General features: G+C 36.3%; 19 protein-coding genes. 18 read left to right on the top strand and 1 reads right to left on the bottom strand.

The annotated features are described in order from the left end of the window. Entirely contained in the window at positions 1–765 is a 765-nt protein-coding gene (locus tag ACTTG8_RS04070) for an ABC transporter permease (protein ID WP_442560849.1), read from the top strand. A gap of 282 nt (positions 766–1047) precedes the next feature. Here ACTTG8_RS04070 and ACTTG8_RS04065 read toward each other — a convergent pair whose 3' ends face one another. After that, positions 1048–2322: an SLC13 family permease gene (locus ACTTG8_RS04065; RefSeq protein WP_442560848.1), complete on the bottom strand. Its 1275-nt coding sequence runs from the start codon at positions 2320–2322 to the stop codon at positions 1048–1050. Between the two features lie 165 nt (positions 2323–2487). On the opposite strand from ACTTG8_RS04065, the gene ACTTG8_RS04060 reads away from it, so the two are divergent. The 17 genes from ACTTG8_RS04060 to ACTTG8_RS03980 all read left to right on the top strand — a co-directional run. Then, the gene (locus ACTTG8_RS04060; RefSeq protein ID WP_442560847.1) at positions 2488–4017 is read left to right on the top strand and encodes a YifB family Mg chelatase-like AAA ATPase; all 1530 of its coding nucleotides are present in this window, start codon (positions 2488–2490) and stop codon (positions 4015–4017) included. Then, the gene (gene dprA / locus ACTTG8_RS04055) at positions 4014–5114 is read left to right on the top strand and encodes a DNA-processing protein DprA (protein ID WP_442560846.1); all 1101 of its coding nucleotides are present in this window, start codon (positions 4014–4016) and stop codon (positions 5112–5114) included. The genes ACTTG8_RS04060 and dprA overlap by 4 nt, the downstream gene beginning before the upstream one ends. 18 nt (positions 5115–5132) lie before the next feature. Next, complete coding sequence (topA, locus tag ACTTG8_RS04050; RefSeq protein WP_442560845.1) at positions 5133–7214, top strand: type I DNA topoisomerase; 2082 nt, start codon at positions 5133–5135, stop codon at positions 7212–7214. Between the two features lie 155 nt (positions 7215–7369). After that, a complete protein-coding gene (gene codY / locus ACTTG8_RS04045; protein ID WP_442560844.1) occupies positions 7370–8143 on the top strand; it encodes a GTP-sensing pleiotropic transcriptional regulator CodY in 774 nt (257 codons plus the stop codon). A gap of 162 nt (positions 8144–8305) precedes the next feature. Then, on the top strand, positions 8306–8698 hold the full coding sequence (gene flgB, locus ACTTG8_RS04040) for a flagellar basal body rod protein FlgB (protein WP_442560843.1): 393 nt from the start codon (positions 8306–8308) through the stop codon (positions 8696–8698). Between the two features lie 33 nt (positions 8699–8731). Further along, positions 8732–9175, top strand: coding sequence for a flagellar basal body rod protein FlgC (gene flgC, locus ACTTG8_RS04035; protein ID WP_442560842.1), 444 nt, complete (start codon positions 8732–8734; stop codon positions 9173–9175). 46 nt (positions 9176–9221) lie between these two features. Beyond that, positions 9222–9548, top strand: coding sequence for a flagellar hook-basal body complex protein FliE (locus tag ACTTG8_RS04030; RefSeq protein WP_442560841.1), 327 nt, complete (start codon positions 9222–9224; stop codon positions 9546–9548). A 34-nt stretch (positions 9549–9582) separates the two neighbouring features. Then, complete coding sequence (locus ACTTG8_RS04025) at positions 9583–11193, top strand: flagellar M-ring protein FliF C-terminal domain-containing protein (RefSeq protein WP_442560840.1); 1611 nt, start codon at positions 9583–9585, stop codon at positions 11191–11193. Positions 11194–11196: 3 nt separating this feature from the next. Beyond that, positions 11197–12210: a flagellar motor switch protein FliG gene (fliG, locus tag ACTTG8_RS04020; protein ID WP_442560839.1), complete on the top strand. Its 1014-nt coding sequence runs from the start codon at positions 11197–11199 to the stop codon at positions 12208–12210. Continuing rightward, positions 12203–13018 (top strand): FliH/SctL family protein, encoded by an 816-nt coding sequence (locus ACTTG8_RS04015; RefSeq protein WP_442560838.1) that lies wholly within the window; start codon positions 12203–12205, stop codon positions 13016–13018. Before fliG ends, ACTTG8_RS04015 begins: the two co-directional genes overlap by 8 nt. 27 nt (positions 13019–13045) lie before the next feature. Beyond that, positions 13046–14362, top strand: coding sequence for a flagellar protein export ATPase FliI (gene fliI / locus ACTTG8_RS04010; protein ID WP_442560837.1), 1317 nt, complete (start codon positions 13046–13048; stop codon positions 14360–14362). 18 nt (positions 14363–14380) lie between these two features. After that, positions 14381–14842 carry a flagellar export protein FliJ gene (gene fliJ, locus ACTTG8_RS04005; protein ID WP_442560836.1) on the top strand — a complete coding sequence of 154 codons (462 nt, stop codon included), beginning with the start codon at positions 14381–14383 and terminating at the stop codon, positions 14840–14842. 8 nt (positions 14843–14850) lie between these two features. Next, positions 14851–15678 carry a MotE family protein gene (locus ACTTG8_RS04000; RefSeq protein ID WP_442560835.1) on the top strand — a complete coding sequence of 276 codons (828 nt, stop codon included), beginning with the start codon at positions 14851–14853 and terminating at the stop codon, positions 15676–15678. An 84-nt stretch (positions 15679–15762) separates the two neighbouring features. Beyond that, entirely contained in the window at positions 15763–17253 is a 1491-nt protein-coding gene (locus ACTTG8_RS03995) for a flagellar hook-length control protein FliK (RefSeq protein WP_442560834.1), read from the top strand. Between the two features lie 22 nt (positions 17254–17275). Next, a complete protein-coding gene (locus tag ACTTG8_RS03990) occupies positions 17276–18322 on the top strand; it encodes a flagellar hook capping FlgD N-terminal domain-containing protein (RefSeq protein ID WP_442560833.1) in 1047 nt (348 codons plus the stop codon). A 93-nt stretch (positions 18323–18415) separates the two neighbouring features. Beyond that, positions 18416–18817 carry a TIGR02530 family flagellar biosynthesis protein gene (locus ACTTG8_RS03985; RefSeq protein ID WP_442560832.1) on the top strand — a complete coding sequence of 134 codons (402 nt, stop codon included), beginning with the start codon at positions 18416–18418 and terminating at the stop codon, positions 18815–18817. A 44-nt stretch (positions 18818–18861) separates the two neighbouring features. Then, a partial coding sequence (locus tag ACTTG8_RS03980; RefSeq protein WP_442560831.1) for a flagellar hook-basal body complex protein occupies positions 18862–19901 on the top strand: 1040 nt, incomplete at its 3' end.

Raw genomic sequence — 19901 nt, 5'->3', positions numbered from 1 at the left:
ATGGGAATTTATATAAAATTATTTTTTACAAAGCTGTCTATGCTTAGAATTTATAAGAAAGATTTTTACTTAGGGCTTATTTCCTGCATAATAAAGGCATTAATAAGTATTTTCCTGATTGAATTTATACTGGCTAATTTCAATCTTGTAGGAGGTCTGAAAAATGAGCAAGTGGCTTATCTGTATTTTTTTATAGTTTTTATGCAGGCTGTATCAGCTATGATTTTTCCGGGAATTATCAGTTTTACAGGAATATATATAAGAGATGGAGAGCTTGATATGGTGCTTTTAAAGCCGGTAAATAAGCTGGTTTATATAATTTTTGAAAACATAGATATAAAAGAATTTCCGAATGTAATTGTAAATCTTGTGATATTTATTATATCAATATTGAGATTGGAAAGAGATTTGTTTACGAGTATAATGCTGTTTTTGTCAGTATTTTCAGGAGTGATTATAATTTTTTCAATTTGTCTTTTGATTAATATTTTAGGCTTTAGATATAAGGATACCCTAATGCCTATTAAATTTTTGTTTTCACTAATTGATATGTGTAAGTATCCTTTAACTATTTATAATCCGTTCATAAGGTTTATATTTACCGTTATAATTCCTATCGGCTTTATAAGTTATTTTCCGATTATACAAATGAATAATATAGCTTGGATATTTGCCTTTGGAATAGCAGTTTCGGGAGTATTTTTGATTGTTTCGGTGTACTTGTTTGAAAAAGCTTTTAGACTATATGAAAGTACAGGTTCTTAAAAAGAAGCAATAATTGGAAATAAGATAAACAGCTCATACCTAACTTTTTTTCGGATAAAACAAATGGATAAAAATCTGCAAATAGTTAAAATTGAAATGGAGATAGAATAAAAAACTATAATAGTATATAAATAGAGCTGAATGATAGATTCCTAAGCGAACGCATTAGGTTTTTCGTAGAAAAACCGGAGCGAGTCTGGAAATGCTATCATTCAGCTCTATTTAGCTAAGCTATATAGAAAAATCTCTAATGTAATTAGTACATTTTATATGAAATATACTTTATCTCCACACAAACCATATAAACAGGTATCCTGCTACAACAGCTGCAAGGGTAAATGGAACACCTATCTTCATAAAGTCCTTAAAGGAAACCTCATAGCCCTCTTTGCGAAGAAGTCCGATACCTGCTATATTTGCCGAGGCACCTATAGGAGTGATATTACCACCAAGGGTAGCACCTACAAGCAAACCGAAGAAAAGCAGATAAGGCGTGGTTCCCATTTCATTTGAAACACTTGCTATTACAGGCAGCATAGTAGCCACATAAGGTATGTTATCTACAAAGGCAGACACAAGAACTGACCCCCAAACTATAATTGTAAAGAGCAGGAAGAGATTACCACCACCGATATGGGTTATAATGTCTGCAAGATCCTTAATTATTCCCTGCTCCTGTATACCCCCTATTACAGCAAAAAGTCCTGCTAGAAGAGTCATTGTGGCATAATCAACATTTTTGATATTTTCTATCATAGTTTCTTTATCTTTAGTAGCAAAATATTCCCAAACCACACAGACTATACCCCAAACCATACATATTACACCGTTTGTTATTTCAGGCTTTTCCGAGATAAATGATGCGGCTACAAGGAAGACTATATGACCTATCATTGCTATGGTAGGAATCAAATCTTTAACTTCAGTGTATTCATTTGAAGATACTGACATTTTATCCTTACGGAACAAAATCATCATAATAGGTATGGTACATAATGCTCCGAGTTCGACTGCAAAGAAGATACCCGGCTTTCCCTGCATAAAGAAAAAGTGCATAAAGTCCATTTTAGCAGTACCTGCAAGCATGATGGAGGTGGTGTCACCGACAAGAGTAGCAGCACCCTGCAAATTAGAAGAAACAGCTATGGAAATTATCATAGCAACAGGAGAAATCTTAAGTTTCTTACAAATAGCAAGTGCAACAGGAGCAACCATGTATACAGTAGCTACATTATCTATAAAAGCTGAAATTATGCCTGAAAAAAGAGACATAAAAATAGTAGTCCACATTACATTGGGAGAAAGATTAAGTATGTGGTCTGCAATAAGATTTGGCATCTTAGATTGAATAAAATAATCTACGATTATGACAGTACCAAAAATCATAAGCAGAATATTCCAATCTATTACCTGAAAAAGTTCTCCAATTGGAAGTATGCCTACAGCTAAAAATATGGCAGCAGTGCCACAGGCTATGAAGGCTCTCCATTTTGCAGGTAGAAATATCATAAGAGCATACATAAGCACAAAAAGAATGATTGCTATTGTCTTTAACATTTTTACTCCTTTATAAAAATTTAATGATATTTAAGTATCATACACTATGATAAGCCGGACTTGCAATATATTTGACGAAAAAATTTTAGTTAATTGTTTACAATTTAAGATAAAAATATTATAATTAGTATGACTATTTCTTAATTTTACTAAAAAGATTAAAATATGTTTTCTAGTGTAAAAAGTGTTGCCTTATCCGGCATAAATGGAATTATTACCAGCGTAGAAGCAGATATTCGGAATGGATTGCCTTCATTTAATATGGTGGGCTTTCTTTCTACGCAAGTAAGAGAATCAGGAGAGAGGGTAAGGGCAGCTATTCTTAATTCGGGCTTTTGTTTAGAGCCTAAGAGAATTCTTGTGAATATATCCCCGGCAGATATTAAAAAAGATGGAACTTCATTTGACCTTGCAGTGGCAGTATCTGTGCTTGCGGCTAGTTTGGCTCTTGACCAAAGTTATCTCATTGAAACCGCCTTTGTAGGTGAACTTAGCTTAAATGGTGAAATGAAACCTGTAAACGGCATATTGCCTATGGTTTGTGCAGCAAAGGAAGCAGGACTTAAACGTTTTATTCTTCCAAAGTCTAATTACAGGGAGGCTAAGTTGGTAGACGGAATTGAGATTATAGGTGTTTCAAGTCTTTTAGAAGTTTTAGATTTAGTACAGAAGAAGGCAGAGAGAGGAATGTTTTTGGAGGAGGCTGAATATATTGAACAAAATAAAAAACTGCCTGATTTTTCAGAAGTACATGGACAAGATGGTATAAAAAGGGCATTGGAAATAGCAGTGAGCGGCATGCATAATATTCTTATGATAGGTCAGGCAGGCTCAGGTAAAAGTATGCTGGCCAGCCGTATTCCGTCTGTTATGCCTCCCATGTCGAGGGAAGAGAGTCTCGAAGTTACTAAAATTTATAGTATTTCAGGGCTTTTAGATGAAGGAAGAGGGCTTATAGAAAATCGTCCTTTTAGAGCACCGCATAATTCTATATCTTTGCCTGCACTTGCAGGGGGAGGAAGTAAGGTTAGGGCAGGTGAGATAAGTCTTGCTCATAATGGAGTTTTATTTTTGGATGAACTTCCGGAGTTTAATAGGCAGACAATAGAAGTTTTGAGACAGCCACTTGAAGAGAAAAAAATTACTATTGGAAGGGTAAATGGTACAGCCACATATCCATCAGATTTTTTGTTGGCAGCAGCTATGAACCCTTGTAAATGTGGATTCTACCCTGATAGAAAACTTTGCCATTGTAATGATATACAGATAAAAAACTATCTTTCAAGGGTGAGTAGACCATTGATAGACAGGTTCGACATAGTAACGGAAGTTAAAAGAATAAGTTTTGAAAGTATTTTTAATAAGCAGGAAAAGGAGATAGAGAGTTCGGAAGATATTAGAAAAAGAGTGTGTAAGGCTCGTGATATTCAAGAAGAAAGATTTAAAAAGGAAAAAATTCATTTTAATTCCCAGATGGATTCTAAGATGACAGATGAGTTTTGTAAGATAGATTCAAAGACTAAGAAATTATTGGAAGAAGCCTATAAAAATATAAATCTAAGTCTAAGGGGGTATTATAGAGTATTAAAAGTTGCAAGAACCATAGCAGATACAAGGGAAAAGAAAGAAGTAAGCGAACTTGAGGTAGCAGAAGCAATCCATTACAGAGAAATGATTGAGAGGTTTTGGGGATGAGAGATGAGCTACTGATGTTTTGGCTTTCGCTTGAAGGGCATACGGCAAAGATAAAATATGACATATTGGTTGCTAATTATGGTAGCTTGTATGAGGCGTATGAGGCTATAAGCAAAGGAAAATGTAATAAGATAAAGGGAATGGGGGAAAGACATTTATCAAGGCTTAAAGAGATATCGAGCAAATCGGAAATAATTGAGAAATATGAGAAAATGTTAGAAAAAGGAATTAAGTATATTAATTATTTTGATAAGGCTTATCCTGACAAGTTGAGAAATATATGTTCTGCTCCTGTAGGACTATTTTATAAGGGAGAATTACCGAGTAATCAGGAAAAAATAATAAGCGTAGTAGGCTCTAGAGATGCAACTGAGAAAGGGCTGTACTACGCAAGGAAAATGTCTGAGGAGCTTTCTGATAATGGAGTAAGTATAGCAAGTGGAATGGCCTTAGGTATTGATTCTGCAGCACATTTAGGAGCATTGCAGGGAGAAAAGGGTAAGACTTATGCAGTATTAGGTTGTGGAGTGGATATTTGTTATCCTCTTAATAATATTGAATTATATCTAAAAATTATAGATAAAGGTGCAGTGATTTCAGAATTTCCTATGGGTGTGCAGCCGATGAAGGCAAATTTTCCTCAAAGAAATAGGATAATAAGTGGCTTGTCAGACGGAGTTTTTGTAGTTGAAGCTAGAGAAAAGAGTGGTAGCCTTATTACAGCAGATATGGGGCTTGAACAAGGTAAAAATATTTATGCCCTGCCGGGAAGAAGCGAAGAGCCTTTAAGTCGAGGTACCAATAAATTAATACAGTTTGGAGCCAAGCTTGTAAATGATGTAAATGATATATTGGAAGATTTTGATTTTCCTGTTCTGAACACAAAACAGGAGTGTGTTCAAAATTTAACACTTGAAAGTGGAGAGAAAATAGTGTATTCTACCCTCTGTTTAATACCAAAACATATTTCTGAAATTTTAGCAGAGACAGGACTTGATGAAGGGGAACTTTTTAGAATTCTTCTTTGGCTGGAATTTAAGGGGTATGTAAGGAGAACCAGCTTTGAATATTATATAGCTGTTCCGATATACATATGATAAAGAGAGGTAGATAAAATGCCTAAATACTTGGTAATAGTTGAGTCACCGGCAAAAGCTAAAACAATTAAGAAATATCTCGGCACAAACTACGAAGTAATAGCATCTATGGGTCATGTTAGAGATTTGCCGAAGAGTCAGATGGGAGTGGATGTTGAGAATGACTATGAACCAAAGTACATAACTATAAGAGGAAAGGGAGAGCTGTTGTCTGCACTTAGAAAGGCAGTCAAAAAATCAGATAAAGTATATCTTGCAACTGACCCGGATCGTGAGGGAGAGGCTATATCTTGGCATTTAGTAAGTGCGCTGAAATTAGAAGAAGGCAAGTATAAAAGAATTACATTTAATGAAATTACAAAAACAGCTGTAAAAAATGCAATTAAATCCCCAAGGGATATAGATATGGATTTGGTGGATGCACAACAGGCTAGAAGAGTGTTGGATAGGATGGTAGGATATAGCATCAGTCCTTTACTTTGGAAAAAAGTAAAAAGAGGACTTTCTGCCGGAAGAGTGCAGTCTGCTGCCCTTAAACTTATAAGCGACAGAGAAGATAAGATAAATGAATTTATTCCTGAAGAATATTGGACTCTTGATGTACATCTTGGTGCTAAAGGAATAAAAAAACCTGTAATAGCTAAGTTTTATGGAGACGGAACAGGAAAATTGCCTATTTCATCAGGAAAAGAAGTAGATGAAATTATAAAAAGCCTGAAAAATGCTGATTATAAAATCACAGATATTAAAAATTCGGAAAGAATGAGGAAGGCACCACTTCCATTTACAACGAGTACCTTGCAGCAGGAAGCCTCAAAAAGTTTGAATTTTTCGACGCAGAAAACTATGAGAGTGGCACAGCAACTTTATGAGGGTGTTGAAATAAAGGGACAAGGACTTGTTGGACTTATTTCCTACCTGCGTACCGATTCAACAAGGGTTTCGGAAGAGGCGGACAAGGCTGCAAGGGAGTATATAGAAAAGTTTTATGGTGAGGCATATTTATCTGAAATACAGCCTCAAAAAAATAAATCAACAAAAATTCAAGATGCACATGAGGCTATAAGGCCTGCTCATACAGATTTATCACCTGTAGCAGTAAAAGATTCTCTTTCTAGGGATCAGTTTAGACTTTATGCTCTTATATGGAAGAGATTTATTGCAAGCAGAATGAAACCTGCTGTCTATGATATAAAGTCTGTAAAGATAACTGCCGGGAAGTACATTTTTACTGCATCTGCATCAAAACTTAAGTTTGATGGTTTTATGTCGGTCTATGTTGAGGCTGATTTTAAAAAGGAAGAAGATAGTATTTCCGGTAATATAGATGAAAACACTGAGCTTAAGTTTGAAAAGTTTGATGCTGCACAGCATTTTACCCAGCCACCTGCACATTTTACAGAAGCATCACTAGTTAAAGCTTTAGAAGAGCTTGGAATTGGCAGACCCAGTACCTATGCGCCAACCATCACTACTATTCTTGCAAGAAGATATGTGGCAAAAGAAAATAAAGCGATTTTTATTACTGAGATAGGTACAGTTGTCAATAAGATTATGAATGTTGCTTTTCCTGAAATAGTGGATGCAAATTTTACAGCAACGATGGAAGGCCTGCTTGATAAAGTTGAAACCGGAGATATAGCTTGGAAAGAAATTGTGAGAAATTTCTATCCTGACCTTGAGAGAGAAGTTAAGAACGAAGAAGAAAATCTTGAGAAAATTGAGATTCAAGATGAAGTTACGGAAGAACTTTGTCCGAATTGTGAGAGGAATTTGGTAATTAAATATGGGCCACATGGTAAATTCTTAGCCTGCCCCGGTTTTCCTGACTGTAAGTTTACCAAGCCTTATTTAGAGAAAGTTGGAATATCTTGTCCAAATTGTGGCTCAGAAGTTGTTATAAGAAAAACTAAAAAAGGTCGTCCTTTTTATTCATGCGAAAAAAGCCCTGAGTGTGAATTTATAAGCTGGCAGAAACCTTCTGAAATAAAATGTCCTGAATGTGGTTCTTATACTGTTGAAAAGGGCGGAAAGCTCGTATGTTCTAATAAAGAGTGCCAAAAAGTTGTTGTAAAAACCAAAACAATTAATGATAAATAATTATTAATGAAGAACAATACACGATGCGTGAGAAAATAAATTAATAATTTGAGCAATTAATTAATTTATCTTGATTATTAATACAATTATGTGGTACAATCTCTATACAACTTAAATTTATCTCTTTTATTAGAGAGCATCAGGAGGGGCTAGGAATGAGTGTTCAGTTATTGGATAAAACAAGAAAAATCAATAAGTTACTGCACAACAACGATTCTCACATGGTGGTCTTCAACGATATCTGCGGAGTGCTGAGCGAAATATTAGACTCTAATATTATAGTGCTTAGCAGAAAAGGAAAAGTTTTAGGGATAAAGAATAGAGAGGACATACCGGCAATAAAGGAACTTATTCAAGATGATGTCGGCTGCTATATAGACAGTAATTTGAATGAGAGACTACTTAGTATCCTGTCTACTAAAGAAAATGTTAATCTTACAACCTTAGGCTTTGAATTTGAAGGAGTAAGTGAGTATCAGGCTATTATCATACCGATAGATATAGCCAGTGACAGATTTGGAACATTGTTTATCTATAAGAAAAATGAAACATACAATATTGATGATATTATATTATCTGAGTATGGAACAACTGTAGTAGGGCTTGAGATAATGAGGTCAGTCAATGAGGAGAATGCTGAGGAGAGCAGAAAAATTCAGATCGTTAAATCAGCAGTAAACACCTTATCATTCTCAGAACTTGAGGCCATTACCCATATTTTGGGTGAACTGAACGGAAATGAAGGAGTGTTGGTTGCCAGTAAGGTAGCTGATAGAGTTGGAATTACAAGGTCTGTTATTGTAAATGCTTTAAGGAAGTTTGAAAGTGCAGGAGTTATTGAATCAAGATCCTCAGGAATGAAAGGTACTTATATTAAAGTGCTTAATGATGTGGTATTTGATGAATTGACTAAGGTCAATAATAAATGATGGAGCATTTATAAAAGCAAAGGGATTTGGTTTAAGACTGAGTCCCTTTGTATATTTTTAAACTAATTTTGGAATTAGGTTGTAATTTTATAGAAATATATTTATAATAGATGTATTAGGCTATAATTAATACAACCATATTTTAATATAGGAGTTTTTAATATGATTGCATCAGATGCATATAATTTTATTAATGTTTTAGGGAAGGCTGCGGATGCGAGTTGGCTTAGACATAACATGATTTCAAATAATATTGCCAATAATGATACTCCGGGCTACAAGAGGAAGGATGTTCAGTTTGAATCATATCTTGCAATGGAACTGATTAGAGGGGGAAACCTTAGACATAGAGTTGCAAATACTGATTTAAATAGACTTGACGGTACAGCTTATACAGATTATGCAAGCCTTAGTTATCGTGTGGATGGAAATAATGTAGACATTCATACGGAAAATACTTATCTTGCAGAGAATCAGATAAGGTATTATACGTTGTTAGATTCTATGACACAGGAGTTTTCCAGACTTAAGCTGGCTTTAACATCGGCTACTTAAAAAATTTATAAAAATAAAAGAGAGGTATTATAAATGTCGGTTTTTGGAGCAATGGATATAAGTGCTACAGGTATGACTGCACAGCAGCTTAGAAAGGATGTAATTGCACAGAATATAGCTAATATAAATACTACAAGGGATCAGAATGGACAGGTGTATAGGAGAAAGAATGTAGTATTTCAGGAAAAAGATGTAACAGGATTTTCTCAAATCCTCCTTAGAACAGCAGGAAGAGTTGGAAATGGAGTTAAGGTAACTAACATTTATGATGACACTAAAAGTCCGATTAGGATGGTGTATGACCCGTCTCATCCGGATGCGAATGAGGACGGATATGTAAGTTATCCAAATGTGAACACTGTTCAGGAAATGGTTGATATGATAGATGCAACCAGGTCTTATGAGGCAAATGTAACTGCTTTTAATGCTACTAAGAGCATGATTATGAAAGCTCTTGAAATGGGTGGAACACAGTAGAACTTATTAGTAATGGTTTAATAATATTATTTTGGAGATGAGGATAATGGATATTGCTGCAATAGGTAGTTTAGTCCCACTGAAACATATTAATGGAATTAATACAAAAAATTCACAGGCAGGTGTAGTTCAGGGTAGTGGAAGTGAAGGTTTTGAGAACATATTTAAATCTGCCCTAGATATGGTTAAACAGACGAATGATCTTACGAATGCAGCAGAGCAGGAAGAAATGAAATTTGCCCTTGGCAATTCTGACAATATAGCAGATCTTATGGTAGCACAGAGAAAGGCAAATATTTCTCTGCAATATACAGTGGCAATTAGGAATGCTGTTATGGGAGCTTATAGGGAAATAATGAATCTGCAGTTCTAATTTTACTTTAATACTGCTGAGGAGAAAATTGTAGATGAATACACTTTTAGAAAGATTGAGGAAGATTCCTGCCCGTTTTTTGGAATTTTGGAATAAATATTCGCCAGTACAAAAGATACTAATGCTTGCTGTTGGAGTAGGAGTTTTTCTTGCAATTATACTGGTGTCTTATTTTGTAACAAGACCGGTTATGACAACGCTTATGAGAGCAGAGAAAGCCTCAGATGCAGCTAAAATAAAAGACCTATTGGAAGATAATAGGATTTCTTATGAGTTGTCTGATGATGCGCTTACTATATCTGTAGACCAAAAAGATTATTCGAACGCCTTGCTTGTTTTGGCTAAGAATGATATTCCTTCGATTGGAATGTCTTTAGATCAGCTTTTTGACAATGGTTTTTCTACCACAGAGAGTGAGAAGAAGTTAAAGGCTAACTTATATAAACAGGATTGGTTAAAGCAGGTCTTGTTAAATATGGATAATGTTGAAGATGCTATAGTTTCAATTACTTCACCAACTATAGGGAATACTCTTTTTGCAGAAACCAAGGATACATCGGTGAGTGTAATTTTAACGGTGACCAGTAATTTTAAACAGGATAATGCAAAAACTATAGCAAATATACTTGCAGGAGCAGTAGGAAACGATAGTACAAAGGCTATTAGAATTGCAGACCAGAATGGAAATCTGTTATTCAATGGTGCTGACAATGATATATTTAGTGGTGGCATTAATTCCATAAGTGATTATGAGAAAAATGTAACCGGAGTTAAGAAAGAAGAAATTTATAAAATTCTTGTAGGACTTCCGGCTTATGATGATGCAAAGGTAGCAGCTAATTTTATATTTGATATGAATAAGATTAGTTCGGTATATACAGAATATACTCCGCCTGAGGGAGCTGAGCAGGGATTAAAGTCACATGACTATAACTATGAGGCTCAGAATTCAAATGGAAATGGTGGAATACCGGGTACTGACTCCAATAGTGAAACTGACTATATGGTTCAGTCAGGAGGGAATAATCAAGGAAATGTTTCCATAAAGGAAAATGATTATTTACCTAATAAGAAGGTAACTAATACAGAGGCTGCTATGGGAGCGATTAAGCCTAATGAATCATCAATTGCTATAACGTTAATATCTTATATCAACTATAATGAGTCAGAAATGAAGAAAAATGGCAAGCTTGAAGGAACAACTTTTGACGAATTTATGTTTGCCAATCAGGAAGCAAAGGAGCTTACTGTACCTGCGAATGTTATAACCTTGGTTTCGAGAGCTACCGGAGTTCCAGAGGCAAATATTCAAGTACTTGCTTGGCAGGTGCCGCTGTTCCAGCCGGATGAGACAGGAGGATTCTTCACATTCACTAATATACTTATGATTGTGCTCGCTGTTCTCATTGTTGCATTGCTTATATTTGTAGTGTTTAGAGGTCTTGCACCGGTTGAGGTTGTTGAGCTTGAGCCGGAACTTTCAGTGGAACAGCTATTAGCTACAACTAAGGAAAATCAGTCACTTGATGATATTGAATTCTCAGATAAGTCTGAGACTAGAAAGATGATAGAGAAATTTGTGGATGAAAATCCTGAAGCTACAGCTCAGCTGTTGCGTAACTGGCTGAGTGATGAATGGGGGTAAAGAATGGCTAAGACTTATGCTGAATACACAGGAGTGGAAAAGGGTGCAATCCTTATGATTGCACTCGGACCGGAAAAATCTTCATCAGTATTTAAGTATCTTAAGGATGAAGAGATAGAAGAGCTTACCCTGGAGATTGCCAATACGAGGAGTGTTTCCCCAGAAATAAAGGATGCGGTTCTAGATGAATTTTATGAAATTTGTCTTGCACAGCAGTATATTTCAGAAGGTGGTATTGGATATGCGAGAGATCTTTTGGAAAAGGCACTTGGTGCAGACAAGGCGCAGTCTGTTATTGGCAAGCTTACAGCAAGCTTACAGGTAAGACCGTTCGAATTTGTAAGAAAGGCAGATGCCTCACAGCTTTTAAGCTTTATTCAGGATGAACATCCACAGACTATTGCCCTTATTTTGTCATACCTGCCTACATCACAGGCTGCTGCAGTGGTATCTTCCCTGCCACCCGAAAAACAGCCTGATGTTGCAAGGCGTATAGCAACTATGGACAGAACCTCACCTGATGTTATAAAGGAAGTGGAAGATGTGCTTGAAAAGAAACTGAATTCTCTTGTAAATCAAGATTATACTATTGTGGGTGGCGTAGACAGTATAGTAGAAATCCTCAACACTGTTGATCGTGGTACAGAGAAACATATTATGGAAACTCTTGAAATTGAAGAGCCTGAGCTTGCAGATCAGATTCGTAGAAAGATGTTTGTATTCGAGGATATCCTGCTGCTTGACAATAAGTCTATTCAGCGTGTACTTCGTGATGTTGATAATAACGACCTTTCTATTTCTCTTAAGAATGTCAGCGAAGAGGTACAGACAGCTATATTTACAAACCTGTCAAAGCGTTTGGCATCTATGATAAAGGAAGAGATGGAATTTATGGGACCTGTGCGTGTTAAGGATGTTGAAGAGGCACAGCAGAAGATTGTTAATATTATAAGAAAACTTGAGGACTCAGGAGAAATTATTATTTCACGTGGTGGAGGAGACGAGATAATTGTCTAATATTATTAAAAGTTCAAGAGCTAGAGGCGAGACTGATGGTTTTGTAATAGATTCTAATTCAAGGGCAGATTCTTACTTTGCCTCGCTTATTAAGGCACAGGAAGAGAAGGCTGCAAGGGAAGCGGAAGAGAGGATGGAGCTTTTAGGAGAAATTGTTCCTGAACTTATGGTTAAAGAACCACCAAAGCTTACTCCGGAAGAAATTGAAGAAGAAGCTAGAAGGCGTGCAGATGAAATTCTTTTAGAAGCTGAAGAAATGAAACAGCAGGTAATGAGCCAAGCTATAAAGGAGGCTAAGATAAAGGAACGTAGTCTTAGAGAAGCAGCTACAGAAGCCGGTTATAGAGATGGATGTGAAAAGGCTCAAGCGGAGTTTAATATTAAGCTTGAAGAACTGGAAGAAGAGAGAAAAAGGCTTAGAGAGGAGTTTGAACTTGAAAAAGAAAGCCTGGAACCTCTTTTTGCAAGGTTGGTAATTGACTATGTTGAAAGGCTGACAGGGATAGTCGCAAAAGAGTATGAATCAGTGATATATAATATGCTTGTATCAGCTATAAATAATGCAGAGATAAGCCACAGCTATACAATTCATGTTCCTAAAGAGCAGTTTGATTATGTAAGTTCCAGAGAGGGTTATATTAGGGAGGCTGTTGGAAGTCATGCCAATATTGAAATAATAGCAGACCATGTACTACCACTTAACAGCTGCAAAATAGAGACTGATTCTTGCGTAATAGATGCAGGACTTGACACTAGACTTACAACCCTTGTCAATTCAATAATGTTATTGGCGGGAAGTAAAAAATAATATAATTAATGAGGGGAGGGTATAGTATTGTTAGACATAAATAAGTATTATTCCCTTTTAGAACAGCCTCTAGAGAAAAAATATGGTAAGGTCACAAAGCTTATAGGGCTTACAATAGAGTCTCTTGGACCTAATGCTAATATAAATGATTTATGTATAATTTATTCCAATAATAAAAAAAATAAGGGAACTTATGCAGAGGTGGTTGGATTTCGTGACAATCGTATTCTGCTTATGCCCTATGGAGATGTAGAAGGTGTAGGAGTAGGGAGTCTTGTTGAAAGTACAGGAGCTCCCTTTCATGTTGATGTAGGCTATGGAATACTTGGAATGGCTGTAGATGGATTGGGGCGTCCTATTGATGCGAGCCTTGATTTTGAGAAAGAAGATAGTTATTCAGTGGAAGCTATGCCACCGGATCCGCTTTCAAGACAGATGATAGAAGACATTTTACCACTTGGTGTTAAGGCAGTAGATACACTTTTAACTATAGGAAAGGGACAGAGAGTAGGTATATTTGCAGGCTCAGGTGTAGGTAAGAGTACTCTTATGGGAATGTTTGCAAGGAACACTCAGGCTGATATAAATGTAATCGCTCTTATAGGAGAGCGAGGTAGGGAAGTAAGAGAATTTATAGAAAGAGACTTAGGTAAAGAAGGAATGAAACGCTCAGTTGTAGTAGTTGCAACTTCAGACCAGCCTGCTCTTGTAAGAAAAAAAGCTGCTAAAACAGCTACTGCGATTGCGGAGTTTTTCAGGGATAAGGGCGAAGATGTTCTTTTGATGATGGATTCCCTTACAAGATTTTCTATGGCACAGAGAGAGATTGGGCTTGCAAGTGGAGAGCCACCGGTTACAAGGGGGTATCCGCCAAGTGTATATTCTGAAATGCCTAAACTTTTGGAGAGAGCAGGTAATGCAGAGAGAGGCTCTATCACAGGCTTATACACAGTGCTTGTTGATGGAGATGATATGAATGAACCAATAGCAGATACTGCGAGAGGTATACTTGATGGTCACTTCATTCTTTCAAGAGCCTTGGCTCAGAAAAATCATTATCCGGCTATTGATGTTTTACAAAGTATATCAAGGTGTATGTCATCCATTGCAACAGCTGAGCATAAAAAATTAGCAGGAATGATGAAAAATGTGCTTGCTACATATAATGGAGCAGAGGATCTTATAAATATTGGTGCATACAAGGCAGGAGCTAATGAAGATATTGATTTTGCAATAAGCAAGATAAAAGAGGTCAATGCTTTTTTGATGCAGAGTACGGAGGAGAAATTCTTGTTGGGTGATGAGATTGAAGGCTTAAGAGCAATATTTGCAGAGACTGAGTAGTGTTGAATAAGGTGGAGTATGGCAAAATTTAAGTATAGGATGCAAAATATTCTTGATTTGAAAAGTAAACTTGAAGACAGGCAGAAAATGGCCTTAGCTACGGCAAGGATAAATCTCAATAATGAAGAGGACAGGTTGAATGGTTTGTATGCAAGAAAAAAAGATTATGAAAATAGTCTTAGATTATCTTGTAATGGCAAACTGGATGTCAATGTTATAAAACGAGGTGTCTTAGCCTATGAAAGTATGGATTATTTTATAGGTTTGCAAAAGATTGAGGTTAAAAAGGCTGAGGGTAAGGTGAAAATTGAACAGGACAAGATGGTTGAGGCTATGAAAGAAAGAAAAATTCAAGAAAAACTTAAAGAAAAGGCCTTTAATAAGTTTGTAAAAGAAATGAATGATGAAGAAGCTAAACTAGTAGATGAGCTGGTAGCATATAAATATGGAACTAATAGAAATGAAGAAGAGTGGAGGTAGGGGCTGATATGGATGAGATGAATGACTTGGACAACTTAGAAGATACAGTGGAAGATAGTCAGCCGACAGGAAAGAAAAATAAGAAGAAAAAGAGTGGAGAAAAAGGCGAAGAGAAAGAGGGTATATTAAGTAAGATACTTACACTTATAATTGTGCTTTTTATAGTTGCAATATGGCTCGGAATATTCGCATTTCTTATTAAGTATGATGTAGGTGGATTTGGTTCTACGGTGCTTAGACCTATTCTTAAGGATATGCCTGTAATTAGTGAAATCTTGCCGGATATACCTGACGAACAGGCTGCAGAGGAAAATAATTATCCATATAAGAATCTTCCTGAGGCTATGGATAGAATAAAAGAACTTGAATCTGCACTTGCAGCTGCTAACGGAAGTAGAAAAGGTGATGCAAATTATCTTGCACAGCTTGAGGCAGAGGTTGCAAGGCTTAAGACTTTTGAAGAAAACCAATTACAATTTCAGACTGAAAAGGATAAATTTGATAAAGAGGTAGTTTTTAATAATAAAGCTCCGGACATAGAAGAGTATAAGAAATATTATGAAACAATCAGTCCTGATAATGCAGCTGAAATTTATAGGCAGGTAGTAGAGCAGCAGGAAATTGAAAGAAAATTAGTAGAGCAGGCAGAGATGTATAAGAGTATGAAACCTGAAGAAGCGGCTAAGATTCTAAATGGAATGGGTGGAGACCTAGATTTAGTTTCTAATATTTTACTGCATATGAAAACTAAAGAGGCAGGAGCTATTTTAGCTAAAATGGATACTAATATGGCAGCGAAGGTAACAAAAAAAATTTCATTACTACAAGGAAAATAGGGTTGATTTTCTCCCTCTTTTATCCGATAATATATATGAGGTGTATCTTACACTTAAATATTGAGGATAGGAGGGAGATTTTTTATGATGGCAGCACAGGTCAATTTGAATACTGTTTTACCATCAGCAAATGCTAAGGCGAAGGCACAGACTGGTAGTACTGATGCATCTTTTTCAGACATACTGAATAAAGAAAATAATTCAGCTATGACTAAAGCTAATGCAAGAGAATCAAAAGTTAGTAATGCTTTTGAAAAAAATTCAAAGGAAGGAGGGAATATACAAACTGCAAATGCTGATAATAAAGCTGTAAATAATGTGAAGGACAGAACATCTGATGATAAGGGTGGGGCTTTATACAATGTAAAAGACAGTACCTGTCAGGCGGATAAAGAGTCTGTAAAACAGATATTTACAAAAGAACTAAAAGATGATGGTAAAGAGCAGTGTGAAGGCATAGGGGCTTTAATGGCAATACTTGCTGGTCTTATAGCTGATATTTCTAATAAAACAGGGGCTGATGAAACTGTTATTAAAGATTTTATGATAGGAGCTGATTTAACATCTGATAATTTGCTGGACATTGATAGCTGGAAAGGGTTTGTTACTGAGATGAACGGACTTGATAATATTTCAGCTATCCTCACAAATAATGAGGCGTTTAAGGATTTAGAGGGGATTTCTGAAGTCTTAAACAGTTATCTGGATGATATGGAGCAAATGACTTCCGGAATGACAGAAGGAGTCGCAGATGAGAATCAGGTAATAAAAGAGCTAATTGAGTCTGAGAAAAAAGAATCGGTAAGCCTTGGTGAAATTCTTGCTAAAATGTTTGAGAAGTCTGAAACTGCAGAGCTTGTTACAATAAGGGAAGAAACAGAGACTGACAAGGTTATTGAACAAGATATACAAGAGTCGGCTGTAATGATTCCCTTAGTAGGAGATGTAAATGGGGCAAATTCGCAAGAACCTATGTTTGAGTTTGACGGTAATGATAAAAATTCAAGTGGAGATAAGCGAAATATATCATCAGGAGCTGTAGAAGTTTCAGCACAGAAACTTTTTGAAAATATTGCAGCAAATGTAAAGGAACTTGAAGGAACAGGGGCACTTCCGGAAGGAACAACAGCTAAGGCAATACTTGAGCAGGTTACAAATCAGATAAAGAATCTTCATGCTCCGGATAAGACAAGTCTTGAGTTTTTACTTACTCCGGAAACTCTTGGTAAAGTGGCTGTAAATGTGTCCGCTAAACATGGCATTATGCAAGCTGAGTTTAGGGTAGAAACAGCTGAGGCTAAGGCGGCTCTTGAAAGTCAGATAGCTACACTTAAGTTAAATTTTGAAAATCAGGGACTTAAGGTGGAGAGCGTATCTGTAATGATTTCAGAAAATGGAATTAGCAGAGAAAATAAGGGCAACAGTACCGGAGAAGAAGGAAAGAAAAATAAGAGAAATAGAAATTTTGCTATTGATGGAGAGGATGGAATTGAGATGGTATCAGTTTCACCGGAAGAGGCAATCAGAGCCTATACGGATGATGGAACAGGTAGCAATATAAATCTTGGAGCATAGCAAGATTATAGAAAGGCAAAATATGGCAGATTTTAGTACAAACTATAGTTCTACAAGAACTGATAAAGGTCTTGAGGCACAGATAAAAGATGGTGTTATCAACAAGACTAAAAATATAAAAAAAATAAAAACTGCTGATGAGATGAATAAGTTAGGTAAGGACTCATTTTTAAAACTCCTCTGCGCTCAGATGGAAAATCAGGATCCACTGCAGCCTCAGAGTAATACAGAGTGGGTATCGCAGCTTGCAACTTATTCAACTCTTGAGCAGATGCAGAATATGAATGCGACTATGGCTAATGCACAGGCTTTCAGTCTTATTGGGCAGGAAGTTGTGATGGCTACTAAGGGTGCAGATGGAAAAGAAACTACCATAAGTGGAAAGGTTGATTTTGTATCAATAAAAGGAAATAAAGCCTACCTTTCAATCGGTGGAAATATGTATCCGGCATCAGATTTACAATCGGTTATTAATCCTGAATATTTAAAGGGAAATGTAATTCCAAAGGTTGAAAATAAGAATCTGAAGTTTAATAAGGATCATCCTGGTGTTGTGAAGTTTAGAGTACATATGGGTGAGGGAATTGGAAAGGCAACTGCCCTTGGACTTAATATAGGTGGAAAAGATATTCCGGCTAAATACTTCACAGTAGATGAAGATGGACTTGTAACAGTTTATCCGGAGGCATTTAAGGACTTAAAGCCGGGATACTACAAAGTAGATGTTAAGTTTAAGAATGACTTTAATACACATAATAATACAAATCTTTCTCTGACGGTTACAGAGGGTGATGAGCCTAAGAAACCTGAAAATGATAAGAAGACTGAAGGAGATAAGAAGACCGAGGCTGATAAGAAAGCTGAGGGGGACAAGAAGACTGAGTCTGATAAGAAGACTGAAGGAGATAAGAAGACCGACTCTGATAAGAAAGCTGAAGAAGATAAGAAGACTGAGGCTGATAAGAAAGCTGAGGGAGATAAGAAGACCGAGTCTGATAAGAAGACCGAAGAGAATAATAAGCCGGATAATGATAAGAAGGCAGAAGAAAATAAGCAAAAAACTCCTTGACCTCATAAAGGTAGCATGGGGAAAGGATGAAGATGATATTAAATAATATTTTTTACTCCAAGCTGCCGAATAAGTTAAATATGAGGTGAGGTCATGAAATTAAATAATGGGAGTTTAGGCTCTATTGAACAGATTAGAGGAAGATATCTTGACCGAGAATTAAAAGAAAGCAAGGTTAAAGATAATGCTGTCTTTACAGGACATAGTTTTAGGGATATACTTATAAATGAGTCCGAAAAAGAAACGGGAAAACTAAGGTTTTCCAAACACGCAAACGAGAGGCTTGCCAGTCGTAATATCAATTTATCAAATGAACAGATATCAAGACTTTCAGAAGGAACTGACAGAGCAAGACAGAAAGGAATCAATGAATCGCTTATAGTAGTTGACGAACTTGCATTTATAGTAAATGTAAAGAATAATATGGTAGTCACTGCTGTAGGAGATAGTGGAGACAAAATTTTCACAAATATTGATGGAGCAGTAATAAGCTAAATAATTATTATATAATAAGAAGTTTACGATGGAGGTCATACATTATGATGAGATCACTTTTTTCTGGTGTTGCAGGACTTAAAGTGCACCAGACCAAGATGGATGTTATAGGTAACAATATAGCGAATGTAAATACAGTTGGTTTTAAGTCCAGTTCTACAGTGTTTTCTGATGTGTTTTATCAGACTACACAGGCATCTTCAGGCCCTAATAAGGAGACAAATGTAGGTGGTATCAACTCCAAGCAGATAGGTCTTGGTGCCAATGTAGCAGCTATTTCTAAAAATATTTCAGGAGCAGGTGGTTCACAGACTACCAATAATGCTTTTGACTGTATGCTTTCAGGGGATTCATTCTTTATAACTAAGAACGGTGGAAGGACTTATTTTACAAAAAATGGTGCATTTACAGTAGATGCTGATGGTACTCTTACCACTTCTGACGGTGCTAAGGTACAGGGATGGCAGGTAGATCCTGATGACCCTACAAAGACTAAGCCAGGTCCAGTGTCTAACCTTAATATAATGTCACCTGAGAATATGTATACAGACCCTGAGGCTACTAAAGCATCTTATATTTCAGGAAACATAGATAAGACAGATACTCAGATGGCATCAGGTTCAGCAGGGCGTACTTTCCAGATGAACTTCTATGATAAATTAGGATATAAGTATACAGCTAAGTTTGTAATTAAGCAGAGTTCTGTATCGGACAATGCCTATAATATAGAGCTTAAGGACATACTTAGAGATGGTAAGTCCATAATGTATACAGAAAAGAAAAATGATGATGGCTCAACAGAGTATACACCAACAGGTTGGGGAGCAAAACTAAGTAAAGAGAAACTGAATCCTACTGATGTGGGGCAAGTTGATAGTGTTGAGAATGGTCAGCCTAATTTCGGAGATGAATCCAAATTTAATATGGTATTTGATGGAACTACAGGTAAGTTTAAGACACTTGTAGAAGAGGGTGGATCTGATTATGATGCATCAAATGCAGGTGATGAGGCTCCGATTAAGAAATGGTATCTTAATATAGGTGGAAAAACTCCTAACCCATTTGAAAATATTGAGATGGATTT

The sequence above is a fragment of the Catonella sp. genome (assembly GCF_052173895.1).
GTDB lineage: Bacteria > Bacillota > Clostridia > Lachnospirales > Lachnospiraceae > Catonella.
The sequence above is the reverse complement of the archived record's forward strand: the minus strand, read 5'-3'. Positions and strand labels throughout refer to the sequence as shown.